Annotated in this window: 23 protein-coding genes, 2 tRNA genes and 1 pseudogene; 19 read left to right on the forward strand and 7 right to left on the reverse strand. The window is 41.4% G+C overall.

Annotated features, from left to right (window positions below; genetic code table 11):
• The first annotated feature begins 410 nt into the window (after positions 1 to 410).
• The 6 genes from PWQ49_RS06665 (at position 411) to PWQ49_RS06690 (ending at position 5759) form a co-directional block, all read left to right on the forward strand.
• Entirely contained in the window at positions 411 to 587 is a 177-nt protein-coding gene (locus tag PWQ49_RS06665) for a type II toxin-antitoxin system ParD family antitoxin (RefSeq protein ID WP_300609223.1), read from the forward strand.
• A 36-nt stretch (positions 588 to 623) separates the two neighbouring features.
• A complete protein-coding gene (gene ftsZ, locus PWQ49_RS06670) occupies positions 624 to 1796 on the forward strand; it encodes a cell division protein FtsZ (protein ID WP_300609225.1) in 1173 nt (390 codons plus the stop codon).
• 77 nt (positions 1797 to 1873) lie between these two features.
• Positions 1874 to 3349, forward strand: coding sequence for a dihydropteroate synthase-like protein (locus tag PWQ49_RS06675; protein ID WP_300609227.1), 1476 nt, complete (start codon positions 1874 to 1876; stop codon positions 3347 to 3349).
• 12 nt (positions 3350 to 3361) lie between these two features.
• Positions 3362 to 3817, forward strand: coding sequence for a hypothetical protein (locus PWQ49_RS06680; protein ID WP_300609229.1), 456 nt, complete (start codon positions 3362 to 3364; stop codon positions 3815 to 3817).
• A gap of 36 nt (positions 3818 to 3853) precedes the next feature.
• Positions 3854 to 5044 carry a geranylgeranyl reductase family protein gene (locus PWQ49_RS06685; protein ID WP_300609230.1) on the forward strand — a complete coding sequence of 397 codons (1191 nt, stop codon included), beginning with the start codon at positions 3854 to 3856 and terminating at the stop codon, positions 5042 to 5044.
• 196 nt (positions 5045 to 5240) lie between these two features.
• Entirely contained in the window at positions 5241 to 5759 is a 519-nt protein-coding gene (locus PWQ49_RS06690; RefSeq protein ID WP_300609232.1) for an Sjogren's syndrome/scleroderma autoantigen 1 family protein, read from the forward strand.
• Here PWQ49_RS06690 and PWQ49_RS06695 read toward each other — a convergent pair whose 3' ends face one another.
• From PWQ49_RS06695 to mtaA, 5 genes are all read right to left on the reverse strand, one after another.
• Positions 5760 to 8003 (reverse strand): DEAD/DEAH box helicase, encoded by a 2244-nt coding sequence (locus tag PWQ49_RS06695; RefSeq protein ID WP_300609234.1) that lies wholly within the window; start codon positions 8001 to 8003, stop codon positions 5760 to 5762.
• A 75-nt stretch (positions 8004 to 8078) separates the two neighbouring features.
• Entirely contained in the window at positions 8079 to 9821 is a 1743-nt protein-coding gene (gene glyS, locus PWQ49_RS06700) for a glycine--tRNA ligase (RefSeq protein WP_300609236.1), read from the reverse strand.
• 237 nt (positions 9822 to 10058) lie between these two features.
• Positions 10059 to 10850 carry a 2-amino-3,7-dideoxy-D-threo-hept-6-ulosonate synthase gene (locus tag PWQ49_RS06705; RefSeq protein ID WP_300609238.1) on the reverse strand — a complete coding sequence of 264 codons (792 nt, stop codon included), beginning with the start codon at positions 10848 to 10850 and terminating at the stop codon, positions 10059 to 10061.
• A 45-nt stretch (positions 10851 to 10895) separates the two neighbouring features.
• Positions 10896 to 11408, reverse strand: a complete 513-nt coding sequence (locus PWQ49_RS06710) for a deoxyuridine 5'-triphosphate nucleotidohydrolase (protein ID WP_300609240.1) — start codon at positions 11406 to 11408, stop codon at positions 10896 to 10898.
• Positions 11409 to 11461: 53 nt separating this feature from the next.
• On the reverse strand, positions 11462 to 12493 hold the full coding sequence (gene mtaA / locus PWQ49_RS06715) for a methylcobamide:CoM methyltransferase MtaA (RefSeq protein ID WP_300609242.1): 1032 nt from the start codon (positions 12491 to 12493) through the stop codon (positions 11462 to 11464).
• Positions 12494 to 13041: 548 nt separating this feature from the next.
• Between mtaA and PWQ49_RS06720 the strand changes: the two genes are divergently transcribed.
• Positions 13042 to 14613 (forward strand): hypothetical protein, encoded by a 1572-nt coding sequence (locus PWQ49_RS06720; RefSeq protein WP_300609244.1) that lies wholly within the window; start codon positions 13042 to 13044, stop codon positions 14611 to 14613.
• A 235-nt stretch (positions 14614 to 14848) separates the two neighbouring features.
• Here the strand turns inward: PWQ49_RS06720 and PWQ49_RS06725 are convergent.
• Together PWQ49_RS06725 and PWQ49_RS06730 are read right to left on the reverse strand one after the other, a co-directional pair.
• Positions 14849 to 14933 (reverse strand) — tRNA-Ser (locus tag PWQ49_RS06725).
• 59 nt (positions 14934 to 14992) lie between these two features.
• On the reverse strand, positions 14993 to 15718 hold the full coding sequence (locus PWQ49_RS06730) for an FKBP-type peptidyl-prolyl cis-trans isomerase (RefSeq protein WP_363321830.1): 726 nt from the start codon (positions 15716 to 15718) through the stop codon (positions 14993 to 14995).
• Positions 15719 to 16014: 296 nt separating this feature from the next.
• Between PWQ49_RS06730 and PWQ49_RS06735 the strand changes: the two genes are divergently transcribed.
• The 12 genes and pseudogenes from PWQ49_RS06735 (at position 16015) to psmA (ending at position 26552) form a co-directional block, all read left to right on the forward strand.
• Positions 16015 to 17676 (forward strand): ATP-binding protein, encoded by a 1662-nt coding sequence (locus PWQ49_RS06735; RefSeq protein ID WP_300609246.1) that lies wholly within the window; start codon positions 16015 to 16017, stop codon positions 17674 to 17676.
• Between the two features lie 106 nt (positions 17677 to 17782).
• Positions 17783 to 19285: a homocysteine biosynthesis protein gene (locus tag PWQ49_RS06740; RefSeq protein ID WP_300609248.1), complete on the forward strand. Its 1503-nt coding sequence runs from the start codon at positions 17783 to 17785 to the stop codon at positions 19283 to 19285.
• Positions 19286 to 19287: 2 nt separating this feature from the next.
• Complete coding sequence (locus PWQ49_RS06745) at positions 19288 to 19674, forward strand: 4Fe-4S binding protein (RefSeq protein ID WP_300609250.1); 387 nt, start codon at positions 19288 to 19290, stop codon at positions 19672 to 19674.
• Positions 19675 to 19685: 11 nt separating this feature from the next.
• Entirely contained in the window at positions 19686 to 20399 is a 714-nt protein-coding gene (locus PWQ49_RS06750; RefSeq protein ID WP_300609252.1) for a UPF0280 family protein, read from the forward strand.
• A 265-nt stretch (positions 20400 to 20664) separates the two neighbouring features.
• Positions 20665 to 22101 (forward strand): annotated as a pseudogene (gene proS / locus PWQ49_RS06755) (proline--tRNA ligase).
• Positions 22102 to 22128: 27 nt separating this feature from the next.
• A complete protein-coding gene (gene cobT / locus PWQ49_RS06760) occupies positions 22129 to 23181 on the forward strand; it encodes a nicotinate mononucleotide-dependent phosphoribosyltransferase CobT (RefSeq protein ID WP_300609254.1) in 1053 nt (350 codons plus the stop codon).
• A gap of 73 nt (positions 23182 to 23254) precedes the next feature.
• A tRNA-Trp gene (locus PWQ49_RS06765) sits at positions 23255 to 23455 on the forward strand.
• Positions 23456 to 23612: 157 nt separating this feature from the next.
• On the forward strand, positions 23613 to 24203 hold the full coding sequence (locus PWQ49_RS06770) for a 50S ribosomal protein L15e (RefSeq protein WP_300609256.1): 591 nt from the start codon (positions 23613 to 23615) through the stop codon (positions 24201 to 24203).
• Positions 24200 to 24655, forward strand: a complete 456-nt coding sequence (locus PWQ49_RS06775) for an RNA-binding domain-containing protein (protein ID WP_300609258.1) — start codon at positions 24200 to 24202, stop codon at positions 24653 to 24655. Before PWQ49_RS06770 ends, PWQ49_RS06775 begins: the two co-directional genes overlap by 4 nt.
• A complete protein-coding gene (gene rnp3 / locus PWQ49_RS06780; protein ID WP_300609304.1) occupies positions 24639 to 25358 on the forward strand; it encodes a ribonuclease P protein component 3 in 720 nt (239 codons plus the stop codon). Before PWQ49_RS06775 ends, rnp3 begins: the two co-directional genes overlap by 17 nt.
• Entirely contained in the window at positions 25358 to 25720 is a 363-nt protein-coding gene (locus tag PWQ49_RS06785) for an Rpp14/Pop5 family protein (protein ID WP_300609260.1), read from the forward strand. The genes rnp3 and PWQ49_RS06785 overlap by 1 nt, the downstream gene beginning before the upstream one ends.
• Positions 25721 to 25790: 70 nt before the next feature.
• Complete coding sequence (psmA, locus tag PWQ49_RS06790) at positions 25791 to 26552, forward strand: archaeal proteasome endopeptidase complex subunit alpha (protein ID WP_300609262.1); 762 nt, start codon at positions 25791 to 25793, stop codon at positions 26550 to 26552.
• The last annotated feature ends 23 nt before the right edge of the window (positions 26553 to 26575 follow it).

Raw genomic sequence — 26575 nt, forward strand, 5'->3', positions numbered from 1 at the left:
TTTAAATAAAAGCTATATTATTAAAATAATTTAGCATAATACAATATCGTGTAACAACATTTGATAATATTTTTAAATAAGTTCGTGCCAGAATATTAAGGATTTTGACAGAATCTGGATTTGATCGTTACCCTCGATTTCAGGAAAATTATGAGATAACTGCATTACGCCTTTTGATAGAATAATCAAAATAATCGATGTAAGTAATTATTTAAATAAGTGAATATAAAAATACGTATCCGACACACCAGTGACTATGTGCTTTCCGACAATTGTCGATAGTCTTATATATAAATATGTATAAAAGATAGGTAAGACACAAGTCAGATTTTATAGACTGATGGATTGCAGATGGATGTCGGCTTTCCGTCGTCTTTTAAGCTGACTACTGTCGGACATACGGTGTTATCATGAAAAGGATCACAATCAGATTGCCGGAGCAGCAACTTGATATGATTAGCTATATGGTAGCGCAGGGTAAATTTCCATCTGCAAGCGAAGCAATTCGGACAGCAGTAAGAGAATTAATTGATGAGCGGGGTGAAAAGCTTCTTCGTAGATCGGAGATGATAGAAGCCCTATCATAACAGACTTTTTTGTGTATTCTAAGAGGGGATGAACACATGCAGTCAATAGTGCAGGAAGCTTTAAGACTAACAGAACAGGAAAAGCAGTTTAGAGAAGTATTAGATGATGAAGATGATTTTGGATTCGGAATGCCAAGAATAACCATTGTTGGTTGTGGTGGAGCTGGAAACAATACCATCAATAGACTTTATAATATCGGCATTGAAGGCGCTGAAACCATTGCAATAAATACTGACAAACAGCATCTTGACCATATTCGTGCCGATAAAAAAATCCTTGTTGGAAAAACATTAACACGTGGACTTGGTGCTGGTGGATATCCCGAAGTCGGTGCAAAGGCTGCGGATCTCGCTCGTGGAACACTTGAAGAAGTCTTCAAGGACAGCGATCTCGTTTTTGTTACAGCCGGTATGGGCGGAGGAACAGGTACCGGTGTTGCTCCAGTGGTTGCAGAAATTGCAAAAGAGCAGGGAGCAATTGTAGTAGGAATGGTGTCCAGTCCATTCCGTGTTGAACGTGCAAGGACAGTCAAAGCAGAAGAAGGACTTGAAGAATTGCGCAGGGCTGCTGATACCGTAATTGTGCTTGACAACAACAGATTGCTGGAATACGTGCCCAACCTACCAATTGAGCAGGCATTTTCAGTAATGGACCAGCTTATCGCTGAAACCGTTAAAGGTATCACAGAAACAATAACTCAACCGTCCCTGATTAACCTTGACTATGCAGACATTCGTGCAATCATGGGGTGCGGCGGTGTTGCAGTAATGCTTGTAGGCGAGAGCAAAAACCAGGATAAGAGTGATGATGTTGTAAGGGCAGCCCTGAATCACCCACTCCTTGACGTTGACTATCGTGGTGCTACCGGAAGCCTTGTACACATCACAGGCGGACCTGACCTCAGCCTCAAGGAAGCAGAAGAAGTTGCATCTTCCCTTACATATGAACTCGCTCCCAGTGCAAATGTAATCTGGGGAGCAAGGATAAGGGATGACTATGAAGGAAAGATCAGGGTAATGGCCATCATGACAGGAGTGCAGTCAGCACAGGTGCTTGGTCCTCAATACCAGACAGATATTGTCGAAAAAAGGAATCCTGTGCGCAACACATCAAGAAGCTACACACGTGTAAAGAATGGGCAGCGTGCAATTGTTGAACCAATCAACAACTCCGGGAACGGCGGCTCTATAATTGATATAATAAACTAAAATTCCTTTGCCGGATAGGGACGGTTCCCTGTTCGGCTGGAATAACTTTTTTTATCTTCACTGAACTTTCTATACTCATGAATATCCTGATAGCCACAGGTCATCTTGCTATAGATACAGTAAAAGATGCCGTTGGCAATAACGCTGAAATCCTGCTAATTGACACCGAGGTTGCAGCATTCATAACTCCCGGCAAACTTCTGGATGCATACATGAAGAACCACCGATCCGGCGAATTCGATATATTGCTTGTCCCCGGACTTGTATCTGGAGATTTCTCCGGCGTTGCCAACAAAATAGGCTGCCCCATTTATCGTGGTTCAAAACATGCATATGATCTGGACACCGTAATCCGGTATGCAGATGAAATAACCTTTTCCACAGAAATACCTGCCTGTGAATTGATTGATGGAATCAGGAAAGAAGAAGCGTTGAAAACCTTACATGATCTGGAAGATAATGCATCCTCTGTATTTAATCTCAGGAATCTTAAAATCGGAGGAAATTCCGGCATGAAAGTCATGGCGGAGATTGTTGATGCCGCATCTATGGATGAGGTTGAGCTCAGGAAAAAAATCAAACATTTTCTTGAAGAAGGAGCGAATATTATCGATCTTGGCATCTCAATGACAAGCTCGGTTGAGGACGTCGAGAGAACAGTCCAGATAGCACGAAAAGTTACGGAAGGACCCTTAAGTATAGATACAACAATTGCCGAGCACATCATTTGCGCAGTGGAAAATGGTGTTGATCTTGTACTAAGCCTGAACAGTTCAAATATTGATTCAACTGCTAAGCACATAGCAGAAAAAGAGATCGCTGTGGTTGTAATACCTGATCCGGGTGAAAGCTGTGACACTCTTATAAAAAATATGGAAAAATGCCGGGAATACGGGATCAAAAAAATCATTGCTGACCCGATTCTTGATCCAGCAGGTCATGGTTTCACGGAATCGATTATTCGATACAAAAATGTTGCAGAACAATATCCAGGGATACCCCTTTTCTTTGGAGCGGGAAACGTTACCGAACTCTTTGACGCAGATTCTATAGGAATCAATGCCCTGCTCTCTACAATTGCCGCAGACATTGGTTCTTCAATTCTTTTCACTCCAGAATACAGCGACAAAACACAGGGTTCCATTTCAGAACTAAAAACTGCTGCTGCAATGATGAAGCTTGCAGAAATCCGCAAGAGTCCCCCGAAAGATCTCGGTTTTGATTTATTTTGCATAAAAGAAAAACGAAAAAGAAAAGAAAGAGAAATACCGGAAAATTTCATTTCAGCAAAACCTAATACTTATTGGGAGCTTGATCCAAAAGGACCTTTTAGGATAGGAATCGCACATGATCCTGAGGGCAGGGGCTATATTGTTGCAGAACATGAGAGGGCTACCATAATTGGTAAAAATGCATCAGAGGTTCTCGATTCTATTATAAGTGAGGGATTGATCAGCAAACTTGATCACGCAGGCTATCTTGGAATGGAACTTAAAAAAGCCGAAATTGCACTCCAATTTAACAGAAGTTATGAGCAGGATGATGTTTTCTAACGAGGTGAAAAATTGAAGCTTAATAGTCAGGACAAAACAGAAATTGCGCAGATACTGGCTGAAAAATATTTTTCAGAGATGAATTGGAAGTGGGTTAACCTGAAAAAAGATGTGGACCGAATATTCAAAGCATATGAAGATATCGAGGATCAGTACAGAGAATACCCGTACATGAGCAAGGACTGGCATGTGGAGAATTCTGCGACCAAAAGCATACATATGTGTAAAAGATGGGATGAACTGAAAGATCTTGTGGATTTCCTGAATGCATACTCTGATAATTTTGATTTTCTTGCAATGAACGATCATAAAATGTTTTGCATTGCATCTGCTGAAGGCTCACTTAATCCGCAGCAGAAAAATGCAATTCTGGAAGCTAAGAAATTACGCTACAGGATTTTTGTATTCAATGTAAAAGTACCGGATGACATTGAATTTGAGTTGATGCAAATCGGCGGAGGAATCTAAGCAGTCCCCAAAAAATTTCATCTCAAAGGTATCCAAATGTCTCAAATTGACGAATATGATGTTGTAATAGTGGGTGCAGGTCCGGCAGGTGCAACTGCTGCTGCCTATGCGGCGCAATCGGGAGCATCCGTTCTTTTGATAGATAAGAAAAAGGATATTGGTGTTCCCCTACAATGTGGAGGTTTCCTGACACATGAAGAGACCCTAAGGGAATTACTGCCAAATGCCGAACTCCCATATCAGCTTTTCGAGTACTCGAAATCATGTGTTCACACATCAACAAGTTTTCAGAGATTTATTGCTCCTGATGGTTATTCTAAAGGTTTTAAAGTCGAAGGCGATGCCTTAGATAGACGTAAATTCGACAGATATCTCGTAAAACAAGCGGCTAAAGCAGGAGCTGAAGTCCTAATCGGGACTAATGTCACAGAAATTAGCCAACATACCGTCATTACAGATGGAATTTTTGGAAAAGCTAATTACAATTTCAAAGTCCTTATTGGGGCTGACGGACCCAATTCCCTTGTTGGAAAATCCAGAGGTCTGGTCAGGAAACGTGACCCTATGGGGGTCGGAACAGCATTCGAATATGAAGTTTCCGGGGTTGAGGTTGACAAGGATGCTGTAGAGATGTATTTTGGAAAAAACTACGTTCCAGGAGGCTATGCATGGATTATTTCCCAAGGAGATGACAATGCAAACATTGGAGTGGGTGTAAGGGAAGCACTTTTTGATGAAAATATGTGTGCACGGGATTACCTGAATCGCTTTATGCATAAACATCCACAGGCTTCCAAAAAACTGGAGGGAGGTACAATAATTTCTGTTGTAGCGGGACTTGTGCCGGTTGGGGGTGCCCCTTCAAAAACTGCAACAAAAAACACTCTTATTGCAGGAGATGCTGCAGGGCAAATTATTGCAACAAACGGTGGAGGAATTGCTACGGCTATGGTCGGAGGAAAGATTGCCGGGGAAGTGGCTGCTGATCACCTGAATGGGAAATGCAGGCTTGAAGAGTATGAAAATCGCTGGAGAAAACAAATGGGACTTGAGATCAAAACCGCTGTATATATACGTAAATTAATGGATAACCTCATGAAATCCGATACACTCATGTCAACGGCTATCAGGTTAATATCTCCGGATCAAATGAAAGAGATACAGTGCGGCAGACTCCCATCTTCAGTGAAGAAAGCACTCCTAAAGCTGAATTTTGGACTTAATTAACAAAGCTCTCTGATTTAATTGAAAGTTCCAGATTTTAAATCTGGAACAAAACACCATTAATCCCTTGTGTTTTCTTGATCAAACAAATATGGGTGCATTCTTTTTATAAATAATCTAGTAACTAAATTGTATTTAAAAATAGGTTTTCTACAGAGTCAAATAAAGAATATATACTAGGCACATTATAAGTTGTCACATGGTAGTTTCTGAAAGCATAAAAGATGACAACTATAAAGTCAAACAGATCTCAAGGCTATTGGAATCTGGGGGGACCATGCTTGCACAGCATTGTAATGTGTGCGGGGCTCCATTTTTCCGTTATCATGGTGAAATATTATGTCCTGTTTGCAGTACTTTTGGCGAGCAACCGATTACTTCATCTAAAGAAGCCTCTAATGAAGAAAAACCTGTTTCTGCATCGTCTCAATCATCGGCTGCTACGACATCTCCTGCAGGAGTTGAATCCACTTCATCAAAAGAAGTTTCTGCTTCCGTGAAGTCCACTGAGCTACAGAAACCTGCTGTTAATGATGTGGTTTCTTCTACAGTTTCTACAAAGGATGTTGAATTCCAATATATTAAAAAAGTTCTTTTGCTCAATATTGAAGATATTGCGTTAAAGCTGGTTGGGGAAAGTGATATCAGCAAACTGGCACAAAGGCTTGATTTAATCGAACGAACTCTGACCCTTGCTGAACGTGTAAAAAAAATCTAATTATGCCTTGTATTCACTGGAAACAATTTCTTTTATTTTTGCAGCCGTTTTTGGTCCAATGAGTTTTACCTTTCGAAGTTCCTCTTCGCTTGCAGACATTACTTTTTCCACGGATCCAAAATGTGTTAGCAGGTTTCTTGCGGCAACAGGGCCTATTTCATTGATTGATGATACAATGTATTCCTGCTGTTCCGAAAGCAGACGCGCAGTCTTTTTCCCATGTGCGCGGACTGGTCTTTTCTCATTTACCTGTTCGCGTTTTGCAACAAGGTAAATCAGGGAAGCAGTATCTTCCGCATCTCTTGAGTAAATAACGTCGATTCCGAAGTCAAGGTTGATGGAGAGTAATGCTCCATGTATGGAATTAGGACTTATCATCCTGCTGCTGAACAATCCATCTCCTTCAAGGATCAAGATTCCTTTTTTGTAAGCCTTGGAAAGGTTTGAAATCTGCTCGAATAATTTCCCTTCAATGAGTGAGTTCAGAAAGTCTCCGGTATCTTTCCTCTCGATGGCAAGTCTGTCACTGACAACATAATCTCCTACTTCAAGGGTTTTCAGGATGAGGTTTGCTCCTATTTTTTCCAGATTGCGTGCAACTGTGCTCCTGATCTCACGTTGGTCTACAATAACTTGAATATCATCCTTGTATTCAAAATCTGTCAGATTTTGCTGCTTTTCTACAGGTGTCTTTAATTCCTCCGCGGTGTTGCCAGTTGAATCCTGCAACATTCGAATGCTGTTTTGCATATTTCTCTCTTTTCGCTTGCTACTCCAGTAGTAACCTTCATCCCGGGTTCCTTTTGTAACAAGGACAACGACTCTGCCTTCGTTCTTTCTTCCGGTACGTCCCTTTCTCTGAATACTGCGTATTTCCGAGGGGATCGGCTCGTAAAATAGTACAAGATCCGTGGATGGAATGTCTAAACCTTCTTCAGCTACGGATGTTGCAACAAGAACATTATATTTACCCTGCTTGAATCTGCTTACAATGTCAACCTGCTGTTTCTGTGTAAGTCCCTTATCTTTGTACTTTGAGCTCTGACCTATAAACTTGACAGGGGAAATGCCACTCACTTCTTCCAGTGCAGCTGTAACAATTTCTGCTGTATCACGGTAATTTGTGAAGACAATCACTCTGGAATCTGGTTTTTCTTCAAGCTGATCAGCTACAATTTTCTTTACTGCTTCAAGTTTTGGATGTTCAGATCCACATTCCTTGAGGCGGTGATATAATTGTCGTATGTGAAGATCTTCTGCAAGTCTTCTGGATGCTTTACTTGCGTTTTTTGAGCCGGCTTCATTCTCAAGCCTTTCCATGTATTTGTCAAGGGCTTCAATTCCCTGTGTTTCCGTAACTTCTATGGCATGGTTCACTTTCATGATTTCTGCAATAATTGATAATGCACTAAACACAGTAGGATCCGGTTTACCTCCTCGTATTTCTCCCTGCATTTTTCTCTGGAGTGCAAGAAGTTCTGTTTTGGATGTCTTTTTTCCAAATGGTGTACGAATCCCGAGATCGGCAAGTTTTTTATACCTGTCATCAAGCACTTTGTTCAACAGGTCTTTAATTTTTTTCATCTCATCCGGTAGGTTGATCTGAATCCATTCAATGTTTTTTTTCTGAATATACGGAGTTACGTCAGAGTCCTCTTCAGTTTTTACTGCAATATTTTTGATATGAAGATTTTTACATATTTCGGTTATTTTATCATCAGTGCTTCCAGGGCTTGCAGTAATCGCAAGGCTTAGCGGGTTTATAGCTTCCTTGAAGTAACGCTCAGATATGTAGGTGTAAGCGTATTTTCCCACAGCTCTGTGTGCTTCGTCAAATGTAATGTGAGAAACTTCTCTTAGGTCAATACGTTTTGCAAGAAGATCGTTTTCAATAACCTGCGGTGTTGATACAACTATCTTCCCGTTTTTCCATAGTTCTTCCCTTTTGGATGGTGGGATAATGCCTGTAAATGTGAGAATTTTATCTTCTGGAAGGTTCATGACCTTACGGAAAAAGTCGGCGTGCTGTTCCACAAGAGGTTTTGTAGGCGAAAGTACCAGGGCTTTGCCTCCTACTTTTTCAAGTCTTGAAGCAATAACAAGAAGTGCGACAATTGTTTTCCCCAGTCCAGTGGGCAAGACCACAAGTGTCGGGGAAGATAGTGCACGGGAAGTCAGATCAAGCTGGTAGAGTCGTTGTTCAACTGTGTCCGGTTTGATTAATGGATGATTTATGTACTGCATGGTCTCGCAGAAAGCATTTTTATAAAAAATAGGGGATTTCCCCTTTTAATGTTTTGGAAAGGGGAGCTAAAACTATTATAGAGGGACGCCTGCGTCCTCAAACCTGATTTTCTCATGAATCAGTTCGAAAAGTGTATTCTCAAGTGTATCTATTGAAGTACGGACCTGCTTCATTGTATCGCGATCGCGAATTGTCACCGTATTGTCTTTAAGTGTGTCATAGTCGATGGTAACTGCATACGGTGTTCCGATTTCATCATTACGGCGGTATCGTCTTCCGATAGTCCCGGATTCGTCATATGATGCAAGGATTCCGCGGTTGGCTAGTTTCCTGACGATCTCTTTTGCAGGTGTAGATAGCTCTGTTTTGCCCATCAGGGGTAGCACAGCAACCTGAATCGGTGCAACTTCGCTTTTTAATTTCAGGACTGTTCTTTCTTCTTCCTCTGCATCATCTGATGCAACTTTTTCGGTGTTAAAAGCATGTTCCATCAATGCATAGAAAATCCTGTCAATACCATAGGATGGTTCGACAACATGAGGTACGACAGTTTCTCCACTAACTTTTTCTTCCACTTCTTCAAAAGTAATGAGTTCGGATGGTATCTTGTATTCCTCACCTTCTACGATAACACTGATCTCTTCCTGTGACAGAGATTCTTCATCAAGCTTCTGTAGCTCATCAGCAACTGCTTTTGCTTTTTTCCGGAATAATGGTCCAAGTTTTGCCATATCCGGCTTAACTACAAATTTCCTGATCATTCTGGGGTGATCGTACTCCTTATAGATTGCAAGCTCTTCCTGACTCATCTTGGCGTGGGCCATCAGATCATAATCGGTTCTGTCTGCAATTCCTACGGTTTCAACCCATCCGAACCGCTCCATCCAGATCTCGGCATCCCAGCAATCGATAGCATAGTGAGCCATTTCGTCTTTCAGATGTTGCCTAAAACGGAGTTTATCCGGGGAAATTCCTATGCGCTGCAGAAAATTATTAGCAAGTGCAATCTGGTATGCGAGGAATTCGTGTGCAATGATATTGTTGTCGATTGCTTCACGAATTGTCATTGATTCGGGTTTACCCGTTTTCTGTGCATCCTGTGAGTAAAGTGTAAGGACATCATTTTCAAAACGTGCAATTTCTGGATGTGTTTTTTCAGAGGGGTCTATGAAAATCTCCGCTTCTGCCTGTGTAAATTCCCGCAGACGTATAACTCCTTGGCGTGGGGAAATCTCGTTTCTGTAGGATTTACCTATTTGGGTTGTTCCAAATGGGAGCTTTTCACGATAGAATTTCGCAAGTCTCTGGAAATTTACAAACATTCCCTGTGCTGTTTCAGGACGCAGGTAACCGTTACGTCCGCTTCCGGGACCAATTTTTGTTTGGAACATCAGGTTGAATTCAGTGGCATTTCCAAGCTTGCCACCGCATTCGGGACAGGTAATGTTATGCTCTAGAATTATTTTGTCAACTTCCTCGTTTGAAAGCGCATCGGCAGTTTCTATAATACCGCTAATTAGGTGATCTGCTCTGTATGCCTCGCCACATTCGGTACACTCGCAAAGCGGATCGGAAAATCCACCCACATGGCCGGAAGCTACAAAAACTTCTTCAATACCGATTGTGGGTGTTTCAATTTCCATGAATCCTTCTTCAATCACGTACAACTGGCGCCATATATTTTCAATCCTACGCTTCAAAGTGCTTCCGAGAGGACCATAATCATAAAATCCGGCTGTGCCTCCGTAGAGTTCAAAAGAATTCCATAAAAAACCACGTCTTTTAGCGAGTTCAATTACCTGTTCATACATGTCCATGATGGTTCCTCATGATAGCTGTTAATAGTAATAAGGAGATACCTCCTCCATATTTCCATAGCATTTAATGTTATCGCAGGCAAAAATATGATGATAAGTATATTGAATATATGATTACTATGATGCTAAAAAATTATACAAGACAGGCATTTATTATCAACACCGCTACCACCTCACCACAAATATACATTTATCTGGGTATAGTACCCAATGCCTGATCTTGTTATTTTATATCCCTTATGAATTCATAGCTTCTTCCACACTTTTTCCACCATGAACAACTTTGTGGATTCTCTGTACCATTCTAGTTGGATCTTCAGCCTGGAATACATTTCTTCCAATTGCTACGCCTTTTCCTCCTGCAATGAGAGAATCATGGATCATTTGCAGAAGTTGTTCATCGGTGTCCATTTGAGGCCCGCCTGCAATAACAACAGGTACAGGACAGCCCTTGACAACTTCTTTAAATGAATCAATATCGCCGGTATAATTTGTTTTAACTATATCTGCTCCAAGTTCAGCTCCTACTCTTGCAGCATGTTTAACATACTCAACATCATGTTCCGAGGCAACCTTTGGTCCTCGGGGATACATCATAGCAAGCAATGGCATTCCCCATTCATCACATTTTCTGGCAATGTGACCAAAATCCTGAAGCATTTTTGCTTCGTCATCTGCACCTACATTTATGTGAATAGAAACTGCATCTGCACCTACCTTTATTGCTTCTTCCACAGTAGTTACAAGAACCTTGTGGTTTGGATCAGGACCAAGAGAAGTTGATGCTGAAAGGTGAATGATTAGCCCCACATCTTTTCCGTATCCGCGATGTCCATATTTTGGAAGTCCCATATGGCCCAGTACGGCGTTTGCCCCTCCATCCGCTACTTTGTTAACGATTGATGGTAAGTCTGTAAGTCCCTTTAAAGGTCCGGCACCAACACCGTGATCCATGGGAATGATGATGGTGTTCCCGGTATTACGATCGAATATACGTTCTATCCTCACTGATTTTCCAATTTCACTCATATGTTTGCATTAAGGCATCATTGTACATATCTTTTGTGAATGTGCTTAACAATTCTCATTCTGGTAGCGACCGCAATATCCTTTATCCACGGCACTTTCCATTGAATAGAATACAAGTTGGATTACGCGTGCATTTTTTTGCAGCCGAATTCCGTCTTTATTAAAAACAACCAAAAGGCACTCACTACGCCCTCTGTAGCCTGCATCCCATACCGCAGTCTCTAAGGTGGCACCGCATCGTATGATACTGGAACGTGGTGTTGCAAGAGCTGCCGTATCTTTCGGGATGTTAACGATTTCATTAAAAATAATCTTGTATATGCCTGTCCCAAGTTCAATCCAGCCGTCAGAACTGAATTTAAGGGGTGTGGTTTTGGGAATGACTCTTTCGGAATTGTCAAAATCAACTGTTCCCATACCTTCTATCAAATGAATCTCTTTAAGGGTAAGTTCGATTCCGTTAGGCTGTACCTGAAGACACTCATCCTTCATTCCTTCTACAAGCGGCTGGTTGCTGTGAATCAATTCCAGTAATCTGTTTTTTGAGAGTAGTGCCATGTATCTGGTTTAGGTACCAAAAGTTCTTATCCCTTTTGGGAATCATTTTTGATTCAATCAAGTTGACTGTAATATTCGTCTCTTGCATCTACAAACGCTCTCATATTTGTAAGCGGGGTATGAGGTGCAAGCCCGCATCCGGGTGCAAGTATGTCTACACCTTTATCAATACAATATTTTGCATCTTCTTTCACATCTTTTGTAGAGCCCATAAGAAGAACCCGCACAGGCGAAACATTTCCTATCAGGCATGCTCTGTCTCCTATAATTTCTCTGGCATATCCGACATCCGTCTTTTCTTCAATGCTGATTCCTTCAAATCCGGATTCCGGTATCAAATCGAGAATTGCAGTTGCATCCCCGCAGATGTGTAATATCATCAGCCCATCTGTTCCTGATGCTATTTTTCTGTATTCTGGGAGTATCATTGACTTGAAAAATTCCGGGGGTACCAGATCAGGACCGGCTTCGGAATCAGGGATGCAAATCACATCCGCTCCACAATCAAAGAGAGCGTTTGAATATTCAATGCAAACCTCTGTTCCAATTTGCACCAATTCTTTCAAGGCATCTGGTTCCATGACTGACCACATGAGATAGTTCCGGGCTCCTGCAAGGGCAAATGAAATAGCAGCCGGACCTAACATTCCTGTAACTACAGGTACATCATCACCAACTTTTTCCCTGATAATCTTCGTAGCATTCAGGATTGTGGATATCCTTTCACTTTCAAGGAAATTATCTGGAATGGCGATATTTTGAATGTCTTCAATCTCTTTACAGGGGAAATCAACAATGCTTGGCTGGGTGTCTGATGTTCCTTCATTAATTGTACATCCAAGAGTTTGTGCAATTGCAGTTCCATCAAAAGGGCAGCGTACAGCTTCAAATCCTGCAATTTCATATCCCGCAATTGCTAAAGTGGCCATTTTTTCAGCATCATAATGTGCTTCAGGCCAGTGAGCACCAGTCAGATTCATGAGTTCTACAGTTCCGGTTTGGGTTACGGAACAGACCGGAACTTTGTCAACCGCTTCTCCTTTCACGGATTTTATGAACCTTTCTCTTAATGTAATGTCTATCATGATTTTTCATCTGCGTTCTTTTTGATACTGCTATCAAGAAATAATGATTGTGCCAGTAGATTCAGGTGTAATTTAGTTTTGAATTTATTTTAAACTTGCTGATACATATTTTTCATGGGTGGGACATATATGTCAGTAAATATTAAATGACTTATTTTCGACATTCAAAACGGCTTAAAACTCGGAGTTCAGTTCTACACTAAAGGAGTTAAACCACACAAAGGATTGAACCTTTTCAAAATTTGGTACTATGGAACTATCAATATAACGCTGAGGGGAAGAGGGGCGCAATGGCTGATCGATCTCGAAAGATGAGCTGACAGCTTTTCCAACCGGTACCCATGACGATCAATACGCTGACATATGCTGTATTGTAATCCGAAGGGATTTAGGTCAGATGGCGATAGGTGATTGCTTCTAATACACCTAGCTAATATCTAACTCTATGCTCATTATAATAATTATAATGCACCGCTGCATATCGATATTGTTAAATATCCTGGGAGTAATTATATAATTACTGTTAAAACAAACAAAGGTGGGGTAATATGAAGAAATTAAGAACCATAGCATTGCTTGGGCTTATAGCCTTAGCATCAATAACATTAGTCTCCAGTGCTTCAGCCGAGATGATCTGTATAGACTTCGAAGACAACGCATCAATGGGAGTTGATGTTGCAGATTCAGTAGAAGGAATGTACTGGAGCGACATACTAATGATAGACTGCACTACTGATAATGCATTACTTGTTGCTGAGAATGATTCTACAGTTATTGCCTACAATGCCAACGATGGGACGGCTTCAAACGTTTATCCCCAAGGATATCTGACAGGCAATGGTGTTGCTCTCCCTGCAACTAGAGCTAAAGATGGTGGAGACGTATTTGAATTTACATTCAACGGAACAATTCTTGCAAACAATTTCTCACTTGAACTCTTTGACTTTGGTGACTGGAATCCGTCTAGTGTTTCAGATCTTAATGCAACTCTGGTGGCATATGACATCGATGATAATGTAATCGATACTGACAGCTTCACAATTGGTGCAGGTGCGGTAGGTCCAGCATACGATGCAGAAAATGGATTAGTTCCTCTGAAAGTTGAAGCCCTAGGAATTGCTAGTGTAAAACTCTCACTTAACGGAGGAGAAGCAGGAACTGATTATGGTGCCGCAATCGACAACATCTGTTTCGACGCATATGATCCAACTCTCTCAACTCTTTCAACATATTGCCTATTTGCAGGTCAGGACATTCCAATAGGTACAGTCGATGTTTGGCATGACTGCGCAAACCTGTATGTGAAATATATGATCAATGAAAGCTATGAGAATTGGTATTTCACTGAGACACACTTTGATATTGGAATCGAAGCTTCAGATATTCCTCAAACCAAAAAGAACAATCCAATACCAGGACAGTTTGCTTATGGAAATGATAACCTTCACTATGTGACAGAGTATTTAGAAACAATTCCACTTACAGATCTGCCCGACGGATTCTGTGACAATATTACAATAGCAACTCATGCAGCCGTTGTAAAGATTGGCGGATTTGAGGAAGAGTTCTTTAGTAATGCAGCAGACGTAAATTGGACAAATGCTAGCGGTGGCACAGGATTGGCAATCGAAGTTGAAGATGCAGATATTGGACCAAGATGGCCTGGCGAACCAAGTTCATTAGGATATAGTGATTATGAAGGTGGAGATTGGATCTGGTACCCATATGAACTATCAGTAGATCCTATTGAAACTGTAAACTTCACACATATGTTTGAGATACCAGATGATGCCGCACATATAGATGGATCAATAAAGATTGCATGTGACGATGCTTATGTGCTCTATCTCAATGATGAATATATTGGAGAAGATGCAGTGTGGAGTAATGTAACCTCTCACGATATATATCCAATAGCCGGACAAAACAAATTGTTGATAACTGCTGACAACCGCGGTGACAATAAAGCTGGACTCAACTATCTTATACAGATAAATTATCTGGAACAGATAGAAGATGAGAGCGCTTGGGGAGCTGACTGCGAAGATCCTCAGGGATTTGAGGGTAATAACTGGGCAACATACTTCACGTACGACCCGATGTGTGAACTCTGTGAGTGAACCAAATTGGCACTTAAGTGCCAATTTCTTTGTTATTTTTAAAATTATTAAATTGAAAAATAAGTTCCTTTTTTGTGGCAGAATAAGTAGAGTCAGCGATTTGCTTTTCAGCTGCTGAGATCTTTTTGTACTTGTACAATTGCATGCTTACCAACTTCTTGTATCTTGACTCTGTACATTAATATACAAGAAACCAAGCAGGTGAACGTGTGTAAGCATTGAACTTCTAATTTTACGCTGAGGGGGAGATTCGAACTCCCGCGGCGCGTTGCACCACCGGTTTTCAAGACCGGCGCCGTAGTCCACTTGGCTACCTCAGCAATAGGAAATGAGTGTACTGACAACAGTATTAATGCTATAAAAGGATAGCGAAGATAAATCATTCTTCGCTGGTTTCAGTGTCTTCAGATTCTGTTTCTTCTGCGGCAGGAGTAACAGCTTCTGCTGGATAAGTTTCTACGTATTGAACCTTCTCCATTCCGACATTATCAATAATCTGGGTTGCAATCTGACCTTTAGCCATGAGCCAGCGCTGGTTGAAAGTTAGACCCAGAGGGACTTCAATTACCGCAGTTTTGCCCTCAATGGAAACCTCTATTTCAGGAATTCCGGTGTACAAGGTCAGCAGCCCTTTGATCTTGGCAACATCGTCCTCAAGTTTAGCATCAATTGTGTAGTTATATGTTACAGTTTTACCGGCAAGAGGATGATTGAAATCCACACGTGCACGCCTACCAATTACTTTGACTACAACACCGCGTCTGCCATTAACTTCCACATTCATTCCTGGAGAAACATCTTTCTTCTCAAAGCGGTTTACTGGAATGGATTCTACAAGTTTTGGATTATGTGCACCGAACCCCTTCTCTGGAGGGATTTCCACAGTTCCGGAGTAACCAACCTTCTTACCGATGAAGTCCTCATCGAGGCCCTGGATTGTGTGTCCTGCACCAACAATAATTACATCGCCGCCATATACTCCACGAGGGTTATAGATATCGTTTTCTTTTGCGAGTTCTTCGTCAGTTGTGTCAAAGATGTTGTCTTCGTCAAACTTCCCTGTGTATGAAACTTTTATAAAATCGCCTTTCTCGATTGTCAACATAATCAACTCTGTATATTTCAAGTATGGTAAATGTTTAGAGGTCTTCTGGCTATAGAACTCTGCCTTTATATAACTTTTTGGAACAAAGGCAAAGCAACTTTTTGCTATTAGTGGATAAGCATGAAAATACCACATATCTATTTTTCCATTATCATTTTGCTAATAATATAATATGTCAAATTAATATTACTATAAAAATATTAAAATCTACAATGAAAAACATGTCCATATTTATATACTTCAAAAATCAAGTGCGTATTTATCTATTTCAGCCAGTATATGAGGGGATGAATCTAATGGTTACTGCTCTAAAGAGCAAACTTGAAGCGGATGCTATGTACATACCGCCCCAAGCAGTGACAGAATTCTTAAATAATGAAAGCATGGCAAAGATGCTCTGTTGTTTGATTAATAACAGTCCTGCAGTTATTCTTTTTTGGCAGGGTAACGAAAGAAAGAAACTTGAATTTCTATCTGAAAACATAAGCCAATTTGGCTATGATGCAGATTTGCTAAAATCCGGTAAATTAGCTTTTGATGATCTTATCTATCCAGAAGATCTTGGATATGTTCAGGCACATTTGCTCAAACTTATAGAAGGAAGACAAGAATGTGTGTCTTTTGAATACCGTTTATATGATAGTTCAGGTGCTATAAAGTGGGTTTCTGAAACGGCTATTTGCCATAAAAATGAAAATGATCTGAATTATTCCAGCATTATTATTGACATCACATCCCGGAAAGAGACAGAAAAAACTTTACTCAAAAAAGAGAGGGATATTGCAATTCTATATTCAGCCTCAAGCCTTGCTTCGCAATCACTTGATGTGGATGATCTCCTTAATGAAGTTCTTATGGAAATGGGAGATTTACTTGACATCTGTGCAGGGGGCGTTTACATTATTGATCATGAATCCCGAGAAGCTGCTTTGAGGGCGTATATTGGTCCTAATGGAGAATATCCCGAGAAAATTCATTATTCAGTTGTTGAAAACCTTTTAAAGGGATCAGCTGATACACCCTTCAGACCTCTTGTTGCCGAAGGAACCGTAAATGTAGGCGGAGAGATACAAAGACGCACGCATTTGTTATTCCATTTGCATTCAAAAGAGCATGTAATTGGATTTGTACAACTTACTTTTCCAGTAGAACGTAAGATTTGTAAACAGAGCCTGCAGGTTCTTGAGCATGTAGGAAAACACATTGGAGTTGCCATTGAAAATGCACAGCTTTTCGAAGTAACTCAGAGAGCTTACGAAGATCTCAAATCTCTTGACAAACTCAAGAATGAATTCCTTGCAAATTTAACTCATGAACTCAAAACCCCACTCATTTCCATAAAAGGATTCAGCCAGCTTCTGGACAAGGGAAGGTTTGGAGAACTGAATGAAGAGCAAAAGAAGGCAAATTCTGCAGTTGTGCGCAATTCAGAAAGGTTAAAACGCCTGATTGACTCCCTGTTGTATATAAGTTTGGAAAAAAAGGGAAACTATAAGTATAGCTTTGAACCCCTTGACTTACGGGAAATCATACAGGATGCTATGGATATTGTTAAGACCCACTCCAAAGGCAAGGGCATAGAAATTATTTCCAGCTTACCTGAGCAACTGTCCTCGATTCATGGAGACCGTGAGCGCCTTACTACAATGTTTGTAAACATTATTGATAATTCAATAAAATTCATCCATAAAGAAGGTCAGATAAAAGTAACTATCAAGGAAGATGATAATAATATACATATAAAGATCAAAGATAATGGAATTGGAATTCCAAAAGAAAAAATTCCCCGTATTTTTGATCTTTTCTATCAGATAGATGGCTCTACAACGAGATCCTATGACGGTGTTGGGCTTGGACTCCATGTTTGCAAGAAAATTGTTGAAGTACACTATGGAACCATTTGGGTGAAAAGTCTGGAAGGAGTTGGAACAACCACACATATTCTCCTTCCAAAATGAGTTTTTTATCCACAATGTCAAATGTAATTTTTAGATTTCAATAATATAACCAGAAGTAATATATACGCCGGCAACTATTACTGCAGTAGAACAATGAGGTTGGAATATGGTTGAGAAATCGATTAAAGAAATCAATAGTCGAATTGAAGATGGCAGCGTTAACGTTGTAACTGCTGAAGAGATGGTGGATATTGTAGCAGATTTGGGAGCCGATGGAGCTGCAAAAGAGGTTGATGTCGTTACTACAGGCACATTCGGAGCTATGTGTTCTTCCGGTGTCTGGCTTAATTTTGGTCACTCAGAACCTCCTATCAAGATGAGTAAAATATGGCTCAATGAAGTTGAGGCATATACAGGCGTTGCAGCTGTTGATGCATTTATTGGAGCGACTCAGCTCTCCGAAACAGAAGGGATGAACTATGGCGGTGCCCATGTAATAGAAGACCTTATCCGGGGGAAATCCATCGATGTCCATGCCACTGCATATGGCACTGACTGTTATCCACGAAAATTACTAGACACCACTCTTAACATCTACGATCTCAACCAGGCAATTATGATAAATCCTCGTAATGCATATCAAAAATACAATGCTGCAACCAACGGTTCTAATCACAAAATATACACTTATATGGGCACCTTATTACCCAGTTGTGGAAATGTAACCTATTCTGGAGCAGGCGTTCTTTCTCCCTTGTGTAACGATCCTAATTATGAAACGATTGGCATAGGTTCCAGAATATTCCTCGGCGGTTCCCAGGGATACATCATTGGTGAGGGAACCCAACATTCCCCACAGAATAATTTCGGAACTCTAATGGTACGTGGAAATCTAAAAGAAATGAGTTCTGATTATATCAGGGCAGCTACATTTGAAGGATATGGCACTTCGCTTTATGTAGGCATGGGAATTCCAATACCTATAATAAACGAGAGAGTGGCTTTAGCTACCGCAATAACAGATGCAGATATTACAACTAATGTGCTGGATTATGGGGTTCCAAGCAGAGACAGGCCAAAATTGGCCGAAGTTACATACGAAGAACTTAGATCCGGTACTGTTGAAATCAACGGAAAAGATATTCCCACCTCCTCCATGTCAAGTTTCAAGATGGCACGCAAAATTGCAGGCGAGTTGAAGCAATGGATAAAAGGTGGAGATTTCTTTGTTTCTGAACCTGTTGAATTACTCCCAAAAAATACGAGTTGCAAACCCATGAAACAAAGAGATCGCAACTTGCTTGTGAAGGATATAATGTCAACAGAGGTTATTACCATTAATCAGGATGCAACATTTCACAAGGCAGCAAAAACTATAGTGGAAAATGCATATACTCACCTTCCTGTAGTAAAAAAAGATGGAACCATTGCAGGAATTGTAACTGCGTGGGATATTTCAAAGGCAGTTGCAGAAGAAAATTATAAACTTGTGAAAGATATCATGACAAAAAAAGTAATTACCGCCAATGCCACAGATCCGGTTGAAGTAGCTGCCAGAAATCTTGATCTTAATGGTCTCTCGGCAATGCCTGTGCTGAATAGCAAACAGGAAGTCATTGGTATAGTGACGAGTGATGATATAAGTAAACTCATTGCAAGGAGGCAGTAAAAATGATGATCAAAGTCAATATTTCAGCAGACATTGTTGGGGAGCCAATCATTGCGGAATCTATCATTGAAACTGGAACAATCCTCAACATTTCACAAGCACATTTTGATTCAAATCACGGGGAAATCATAGCAGAAGTTGAGATGTCGCAATTCCCTAAAATAAGAGATGCTCTGATTTCACGGGGTGCTGAAGTTGCAATCCTTGACAATCCAATCATGAGGGATGAAGAAGAGTGTGTTGAGTGTGGCGCCTGTATTTCCGTGTGTCCAGTGAAGGTATTTTCATTTGATAGAGAATGGAATCTCCAGATAGATGCTGACAAATGCATTCAGTGTGGAACTTGCCTTAAAATGTGTCCTCACAATGCTCTTATTCTTGAGGTTTAAGGATAATAAATATGAAAGAGCTTTATAGACTCAAAGAAACTATTGTCACAATAAAGGCCGATGAGCAGGAATATATTGAAGTTGCCAAACAATCAATTATTTCAAGCCGTCTCCTCCTTGAGCAGTATATATTAAAGGATCCTTATTTTAAGATCACACTTGAACCACATGACTGTCTGGACAATGCACCTGAAATTGCTCTCAGGATGGCTGATGCTTCCAGACAGGTTGGAATTGGTCCGATGAGTGCAGTAGCCGGAACAATTTCAGCATTTGCAGTAGAAGCAATGGTAGAGGCAGGAGCTTCTTATGCAATGGTAGATAATGGGGGCGATATTGCCTATATCACCGACAGACCACTTCTCGTAGGAATCTATGCCGGCACATCACCAGTTAAAGATCTGGCATTTGTAGTCCAGCCAAGTGACCATGTTAAAGGTATATGCACATCTTCGGGAACAGTCGGGCCATCTATTAGTTTCGGAATGGCAGATGCAGCCATTGTTTTTTCAGATAATGTATCACTGGCAGACGCAGCCGCTACAGCACTTGGAAATGCCACTGAAATCGGATCAAGGGGTGTTGAAGAATCTTTCAGAGTCCTTAAAGGAGTAAATGATATCGATGGTGCTGTGGTTATTCAGGGAGAGAATATAGGTATGTGGGGAAATATTCCCGAAATTGTACGGGCAAAAGTGGACCCTGATTGTATTACAAAAGGATGAAAAACGGGATATATCATCGATATCAGATATTTATCCCATCAAAGCGCCCTTCCTGTGAGATGGCTACCTGAATGGAGACCCCCTTATGGGGCTTTACAACCATCCCTTGATCTTCTATTTCAAAATAGACTCTATCCACGATCTTTTTGTCAGCTTTTCTCCAGCGATTTAATCTCCCAATCTCATCAACACACAGTTGAATAGCATTTAAATAACATTTCTGTCTATTCTGGCTAATTACATTGGAACAATTCCCGGTGACATTATGACCCAACAGGAAAAAGAGGCAACTTTACCTCCAAAAGAGAATTTCAGTGAATGGTACAATGAACTGCTACAGTTAGGCAGGATCATGGATGTACGGTATCCTGTAAAAGGATTGTATGTTTGGTATCCTTTTGGTTATTCCATCCGGAAAAAAGTCTATAACATCATGCGTTAGCTTCTTGATAAGGATCATGAGGAAACACAGTTTCCGTTATTGATCCCAGAACATGAATTTATGAAAGAGGCGGAGCATATCAAAGGCTTCGAGGATGAGGTTTACTGGGTAACACACGGTGGAACATCTCCTCTGGATGTGAAGCTTGCCCTTCGTCCTACTAGTGAAACTGCTATATACCCAATGTATAAGTTATGGGTTCGCTCCCATGCGGATTTGCCTCTGAAGATCTACCAGATTGTCAACACTTTCCGCTATGAGACAAAACACACACGTCCACTTATCCGCCTGAGGGAAATCACATCATTCAAGGAAGCACACACCGTACATGCTACATGGGAAGATGCGGCAAAACAGGTTGATGAAGCAATACGTATCTACCTTGAGTTCTACAAGAGACTAGCAATTCCAGTACTTCCGTCCAAACGCCCTGATTGGGATAAATTCCCGGGTGCTGACTATACGATTGCTGTGGATGCCCTGATGCCTGATGGCAAAACATTACAGGTTGGTACTGCCCATCATCTCGGCGATAACTTTGCAAAAACCTTTGAAATAACCTATGAAGATCCAAATGGGGAGCAGGTTTATGCTTTCCAGACATGCTACGGTGTTTCAGAGAGATCCCTTGCTGCATTGATTTCCATTCATGGAGATGACAAAGGGCTTGTTCTTCCGCCAGAAGTTGCTCCGGTTCAGGTAATCATTATCCCAATTATTTTCAAAGAATCCGAAGAAGTGCTTGATGCCTGTGAAGAGTTAAAGGGACTACTTGAAGATGCAGGTATTTGTGTCAGAATCGATGCAAGTGACAAAAGACCTGGCGCCAAATACTATCGCTGGGAAATGCAGGGTGTCCCATTGCGGATAGAACTTGGTCCAAGAGACCTTAAAAACAATGCTGCAATACTTGCAAGACGTGACACCGGTGAAAAAGTCTCTGTACCACTTGACGGCATAGTTGACGAAGTCCGAAAGACCTTTGCAGATATTCAGGAAAACCTTTATTCCAATGCTCTTCAGTATCTTGAAGATCACATCTATGAATCCGAAACCATCGATTCCATAAAAGAAAATCTTACTTTAGGAATCGTGAGAACGTACTGGTGCGGAAGGCAGGAGTGTGGCCTTGAGATGGAAGAAGTAATTGGTGCAGGTATTCTTGGAATACCCACGGATCAACCTTCATGTGATACCAAAACCTGTCCGATGTGCGGTTCACAAGCTACAAGTAGTATATATATTGCAAGGACTTATTGATCATAAACCCCATCTCCAGTGATTATTATGGAAACACTTCTCCCAAGAGATAATAAAAAACCTGAGAATCCAGTCTTTGTTTGTGTTTTGGCAAACACCGAGACCGCTTACATTGAGGGTCTTTCGGCAGCAGGAAAAACAGCAAAACTAACAGATTATACCCCGGCGGGAGATGCCGAGATTCTGGAAACCGGGAACATTGTGAGTGTTCCGGTGCTTCCCATGACTCCACCGTATAATACTCCCACTCCGGGACTTACTACGCGGGCAGTACTAAGCCTTACGGGTGTTCCCCATGTTTTCGTGAGATCAGGGATGAAGCTCACTCCCAAAGTTCCGATGATTGATCTTGAAGTAGAAGCTGGGGCCGATATACGCAATAAAGTTGCGGTTAAAGATCCTCAGGGAATTTTTGAAAAGGCGGAAACTGTTGGAAAGGAACTCAGGGAAAAATACGATTTTTTTGTAATCGGGGAAAGCATTCCTGCAGGAACCACCACTGCTTGGGCGGTACTGGATGCTATGGGTTATGATGGAATTGTCAGCAGCAGTTCTTCTGTAAACCCTGTAAGCCTAAAGGAAAAAGTTGTAAATGAGGCTCTTAAGTCTTCCGGGATAACTCATGGAAGCCTTAGAAACGATCCTTTTGAGGCTATTCATTGTGTTGGCGATCCCATGATGCCTGCAGTTGCCGGTCTTGTTTCAGGTATAGGTGATCGTCGCATTATCCTTGCAGGCGGGACGCAAATGGCTGCGGTTTTTGCTATCATCAAGCATCTGGGTATAAATACGGATAATCTATCAATTGTAACCACCAGTTACGTGGCAAATGACGAGTCTGCCACATTCAACTATTTGATTGATCAGCTTGGTGCAGAAATGTTCCATGTTGACCCAGGATATGGTCAATCCTGTCATGTGGGTTTGCAGCAGTATGAAAAGGGTCATGTTAAAGAGGGTGTAGGTGCCGGAGGAGCGCTTTACCTTGCACATCTTTTAGGTGTTACCCGCGAACAGGTACGCGAGGAAGTAGAAAAGATCTGTGAGGAACTTGCGGATCTGATTGAGGAAAAGGAGTGAGCGTATTACCTTTTCCTACCGCTAACTATATTATTGATGAATTGCATCCACATGATCCCTTACGCATGAGCGAGGGGTTGTGGCCTAGCCAGGAATGGCGACGGGCTCCAGCGGATAAATGATGAGCAACGGGTCTACTGAGACTTATCCGACGGGGTAGGTCTGTGAGGAGCCGTTGGAGCACTGATATGTGTTCACCAGAACCTTCAAATGCTGCTATGTGCAGCGGTTCGGAGAGACCCGTCGATCGTGAGTTCGAATCTCACCAACCCCACGTTCTTTTTATTTATTTTGTACGGCTTTTTTGCGTGACAACAACCTTTAAATGTAAGTATCATCTATTATCGAGAGTTTCCGTTTACGGGGAGAGACCCGTTGGCATGTGGCCTCTCAGGGGCTGAATCATAAAGAACGGAGCACAGGTGGAAAAAATGTCCAAACCATTTTATGCATATATAAGAGACGCATGGAAAGATCCTGATAACACTTATGTAAAGGATCTCCGCTGGGAAAGATTACAGGAATGGAGACGTCAGGGTTCAGTTGAAAGGCTAAGGCGCCCAACACGTATTGACAGGGCACGTTCCCTTGGTTACAAAGCCAAACAGGGAATTATTGTTGTCCGTGTACGTGTACGCCGTGGTAGCCTTCGCAAATCAAGATACGTCCGTGGACGGCGTACCCAGCACATGGGTAAGAACAAAATCGTTGCAGAGAAGAGCCTCCAGCGCATTGGTGAGGAAAGGGCTGCTCGCAAGTATCCGAACATGGAAGTTCTCAACTCTTATTGGGTTGGTGAAGATGGAAAGCTCAAATGGTTCGAGGTAATTCTTGTAGATCCAAGCCATCCGGCAATCAAAAATGATAAGGATCTTAACTGGGTATGCAACAAAGCATCTCGCGGGCGTGTATTCCGTGGGAAGACCAGTGCTGGACGTAAGGGGCGTGGCATGAGAACAAAGGGTAAAGGTACTGAAAAGAACCGCCCAAGCATAAGATCTAATGGCAACAGAGGAAAGTGATCCATTACATCATTTTGCGTGCCACAGCGCATGCAACCGAAGATCAGGCAAGGGTCCTTCAGGCCCTGAGCCTCTTTTTGCCAGAAAATTATACAAAAAATTCGTCCGGTGATTCTGGCAATATTGATTACATGGAGATAGAGGGGCACCATGGAAATCCAATGGTTCTCTATTCTGTAACCCTCAAGCGCAAACCTGAAATCAAAGCTTTTACAGAAAAGCTCAATGCAGGTTTATCCCCGGAATCTCGTGCAATTCTTCTAGGGGAACTCCATGAAAGACTGGACGATGAGCTAATGCTTCACTTACGTTTTGATAAACAACATGCCTATTTGGGTCATCTTCATATTTCCGATACAAAGGACCCCACAATAGTTAAGTTAAAGGTAGCTACTTATCCTAAAAACAGGGAAAAAGCAATTCAGGCAATGGAGGATCTCTTTGCCGCATAAATATTATGACCTTTGTGTACATGCTTACCCTGATGGAGAGCATAATTGCAGCCAGATGCTGGCTATGTCACAGCATCTTGGTTACAGTGGGATATGTATTTCAAACCATTCCGATTCGGAAAGTTGTGAAGAAGTGCTATCTTCCAATGTTCAGCTTGAAATGTGCAGCGGTATTGAGGTTCGTGTATCAAAACCTTCCAAACTTCATGGATTAGTGGGCAAATATCGCACCAAAAAAGATGTTATAATTGTGCACGGAGGTACCGAATCCATCAACAGAGCCGCAGTTGAAAATCCAAGTGTTGATATTTTAAATCATCCTTTTACTTCCAAAGATAGCGGGATAAATCATGTTCTTGCAAAAGCAGCCGCTGAAAATAATGTTGCTCTGGCGTTTAATGTCGATATCCTTATCAAACTAAAAGGTGGCAAACGGGTTTATGCCTTATCCAATTTCAGGAGGAATCTGCAACTTGCCAGGAAGTATGATGTACCGATGTTGTTAACTAGCAATGCAGCATCTCTATATGATCTTCGTGCTCCCCGTGATCTCATAGCTCTTGCAGGACTATTCGGGATGACTATAGAGGAGGGTAATCTTGCACTTTCGGATATTCCTGCAGCAATAATATCACGTAATCGCAGGCTTGCTAACTCTGTTCGTGATGGAGTACGTGTAATTGAAAGGGAAGGTGATATGTAATGAAAACCCTCCCTCCGACACTTAGACCCCAAAGAAGGTATATTGCTTTTGAAGTAATTTCCGAGAACTCTGTTTCAAGGGAAGGATTATTACGTGAAATCTTCCCTGCTGCATCATCTCTCCTTGGAGATCTGGTTTCCAGCCAATGTGAGATCAGATTGCTTGATTTCAATTACCCTTTTGGAATCCTCAGGTGTTTGCGAGGTTCTGAGGAACTAACACGTGCCGTATTATCGATTATTACTTCCATAGATGGCAATCAAGCTTTTATTCATGTACTGGGCGTATCCGGTACAATTAGGGCAGCAACAGAAAAATATATTGAAAAGCGGGAAGCCTATGAAGTGCACAGTCACATATAAATGAAAAGAAACAATATTATACGTTGTTGTTATTATCAGATTCATAAAAATTAGTAGGAGATGAAGTAGAATGCAAATGGCGCCACAAATGGGTTACGATAGAGCCATTACTGTTTTTAGTCCCGATGGCCGACTTTTTCAGGTAGAATATGCTCGTGAAGCTGTTAAGAGGGGTACAACAGCTGCAGGTATCAAAGCAAAAGATGGGGTTGTGCTGCTTGTTGATAAACGTATTACAAGTAGATTGATTGAAGCTGAATCCATTGAAAAAATTTTTCAGATTGATGAACACATTGGAGTAGCCACATCAGGTCTTGTGGCGGATGCAAGGGCTCTTGTTGACCGAGCACGTGTAGAGTCTCAGATAAATATGGTTTCCTATGACGAACCAATAAATGTAGAGGTTCTTGCCAAAAAACTCTGTGATCATAAACAGACCTACACACAATATGGTGGAGTTCGTCCCTACGGTACTGCTCTTTTGATTGCCGGAGTCGACGGTAAAATTCCAAGGCTCTTTGAAACCGATCCAAGTGGTGCACTTCTTGAATACAAGGCCACAGCAATAGGAGCCGGGAGAAATGCATTTATGGAAGTCTTTGAAGAGAAATACGACTCCGATATGAATATTGAAGATGCTATAATGCTTGGAATGGAAGCTCTTTATCAGGCATCAGACAGGAAGCTCGATGCTTCAACCCTTGAAATAGGAGTTGTCACTGCAGAAGATGGCATTTTCAGGAAATATTCTCCCGACGAAGTTAAAGACTATGTGGAGCGCATTCTTGAAAAACACAAAAATGATGCTGAAGAGCAAAACGATGAAGAATAATTATTGAAAAGGCGTGGTGTATT

Source organism: Methanohalophilus sp. (assembly GCF_030156785.1).
GTDB lineage: Archaea > Halobacteriota > Methanosarcinia > Methanosarcinales > Methanosarcinaceae > Methanohalophilus.

What these genes read in the sequence shown, in the direction of transcription:
- PWQ49_RS06665 (WP_300609223.1), top strand. Translation starts at nt 411, where the DNA reads ATGAAAAGGATCACAATCAGATTGCCGGAGCAGCAACTTGATATGATT.
- ftsZ (WP_300609225.1), top strand. Translation starts at nt 624, where the DNA reads ATGCAGTCAATAGTGCAGGAAGCTTTAAGACTAACAGAACAGGAAAAG.
- PWQ49_RS06675 (WP_300609227.1), top strand. Translation starts at nt 1,874, where the DNA reads ATGAATATCCTGATAGCCACAGGTCATCTTGCTATAGATACAGTAAAA.
- PWQ49_RS06685 (WP_300609230.1), top strand. Translation starts at nt 3,854, where the DNA reads ATGTCTCAAATTGACGAATATGATGTTGTAATAGTGGGTGCAGGTCCG.
- PWQ49_RS06690 (WP_300609232.1), top strand. Translation starts at nt 5,241, where the DNA reads ATGGTAGTTTCTGAAAGCATAAAAGATGACAACTATAAAGTCAAACAG.
- PWQ49_RS06695 (WP_300609234.1), bottom strand. Translation starts at nt 8,003, where the DNA reads ATGCAGTACATAAATCATCCATTAATCAAACCGGACACAGTTGAACAA.
- glyS (WP_300609236.1), bottom strand. Translation starts at nt 9,821, where the DNA reads ATGGACATGTATGAACAGGTAATTGAACTCGCTAAAAGACGTGGTTTT.
- PWQ49_RS06705 (WP_300609238.1), bottom strand. Translation starts at nt 10,850, where the DNA reads ATGAGTGAAATTGGAAAATCAGTGAGGATAGAACGTATATTCGATCGT.
- PWQ49_RS06710 (WP_300609240.1), bottom strand. Translation starts at nt 11,408, where the DNA reads ATGGCACTACTCTCAAAAAACAGATTACTGGAATTGATTCACAGCAAC.
- mtaA (WP_300609242.1), bottom strand. Translation starts at nt 12,493, where the DNA reads ATGATAGACATTACATTAAGAGAAAGGTTCATAAAATCCGTGAAAGGA.
- PWQ49_RS06720 (WP_300609244.1), top strand. Translation starts at nt 13,042, where the DNA reads ATGAAGAAATTAAGAACCATAGCATTGCTTGGGCTTATAGCCTTAGCA.
- PWQ49_RS06730 (WP_363321830.1), bottom strand. Translation starts at nt 15,718, where the DNA reads ATGTTGACAATCGAGAAAGGCGATTTTATAAAAGTTTCATACACAGGG.
- PWQ49_RS06735 (WP_300609246.1), top strand. Translation starts at nt 16,015, where the DNA reads ATGGTTACTGCTCTAAAGAGCAAACTTGAAGCGGATGCTATGTACATA.
- PWQ49_RS06740 (WP_300609248.1), top strand. Translation starts at nt 17,783, where the DNA reads ATGGTTGAGAAATCGATTAAAGAAATCAATAGTCGAATTGAAGATGGC.
- PWQ49_RS06745 (WP_300609250.1), top strand. Translation starts at nt 19,288, where the DNA reads ATGATGATCAAAGTCAATATTTCAGCAGACATTGTTGGGGAGCCAATC.
- PWQ49_RS06750 (WP_300609252.1), top strand. Translation starts at nt 19,686, where the DNA reads ATGAAAGAGCTTTATAGACTCAAAGAAACTATTGTCACAATAAAGGCC.
- cobT (WP_300609254.1), top strand. Translation starts at nt 22,129, where the DNA reads ATGGAAACACTTCTCCCAAGAGATAATAAAAAACCTGAGAATCCAGTC.
- PWQ49_RS06770 (WP_300609256.1), top strand. Translation starts at nt 23,613, where the DNA reads ATGTCCAAACCATTTTATGCATATATAAGAGACGCATGGAAAGATCCT.
- PWQ49_RS06785 (WP_300609260.1), top strand. Translation starts at nt 25,358, where the DNA reads ATGAAAACCCTCCCTCCGACACTTAGACCCCAAAGAAGGTATATTGCT.
- psmA (WP_300609262.1), top strand. Translation starts at nt 25,791, where the DNA reads ATGCAAATGGCGCCACAAATGGGTTACGATAGAGCCATTACTGTTTTT.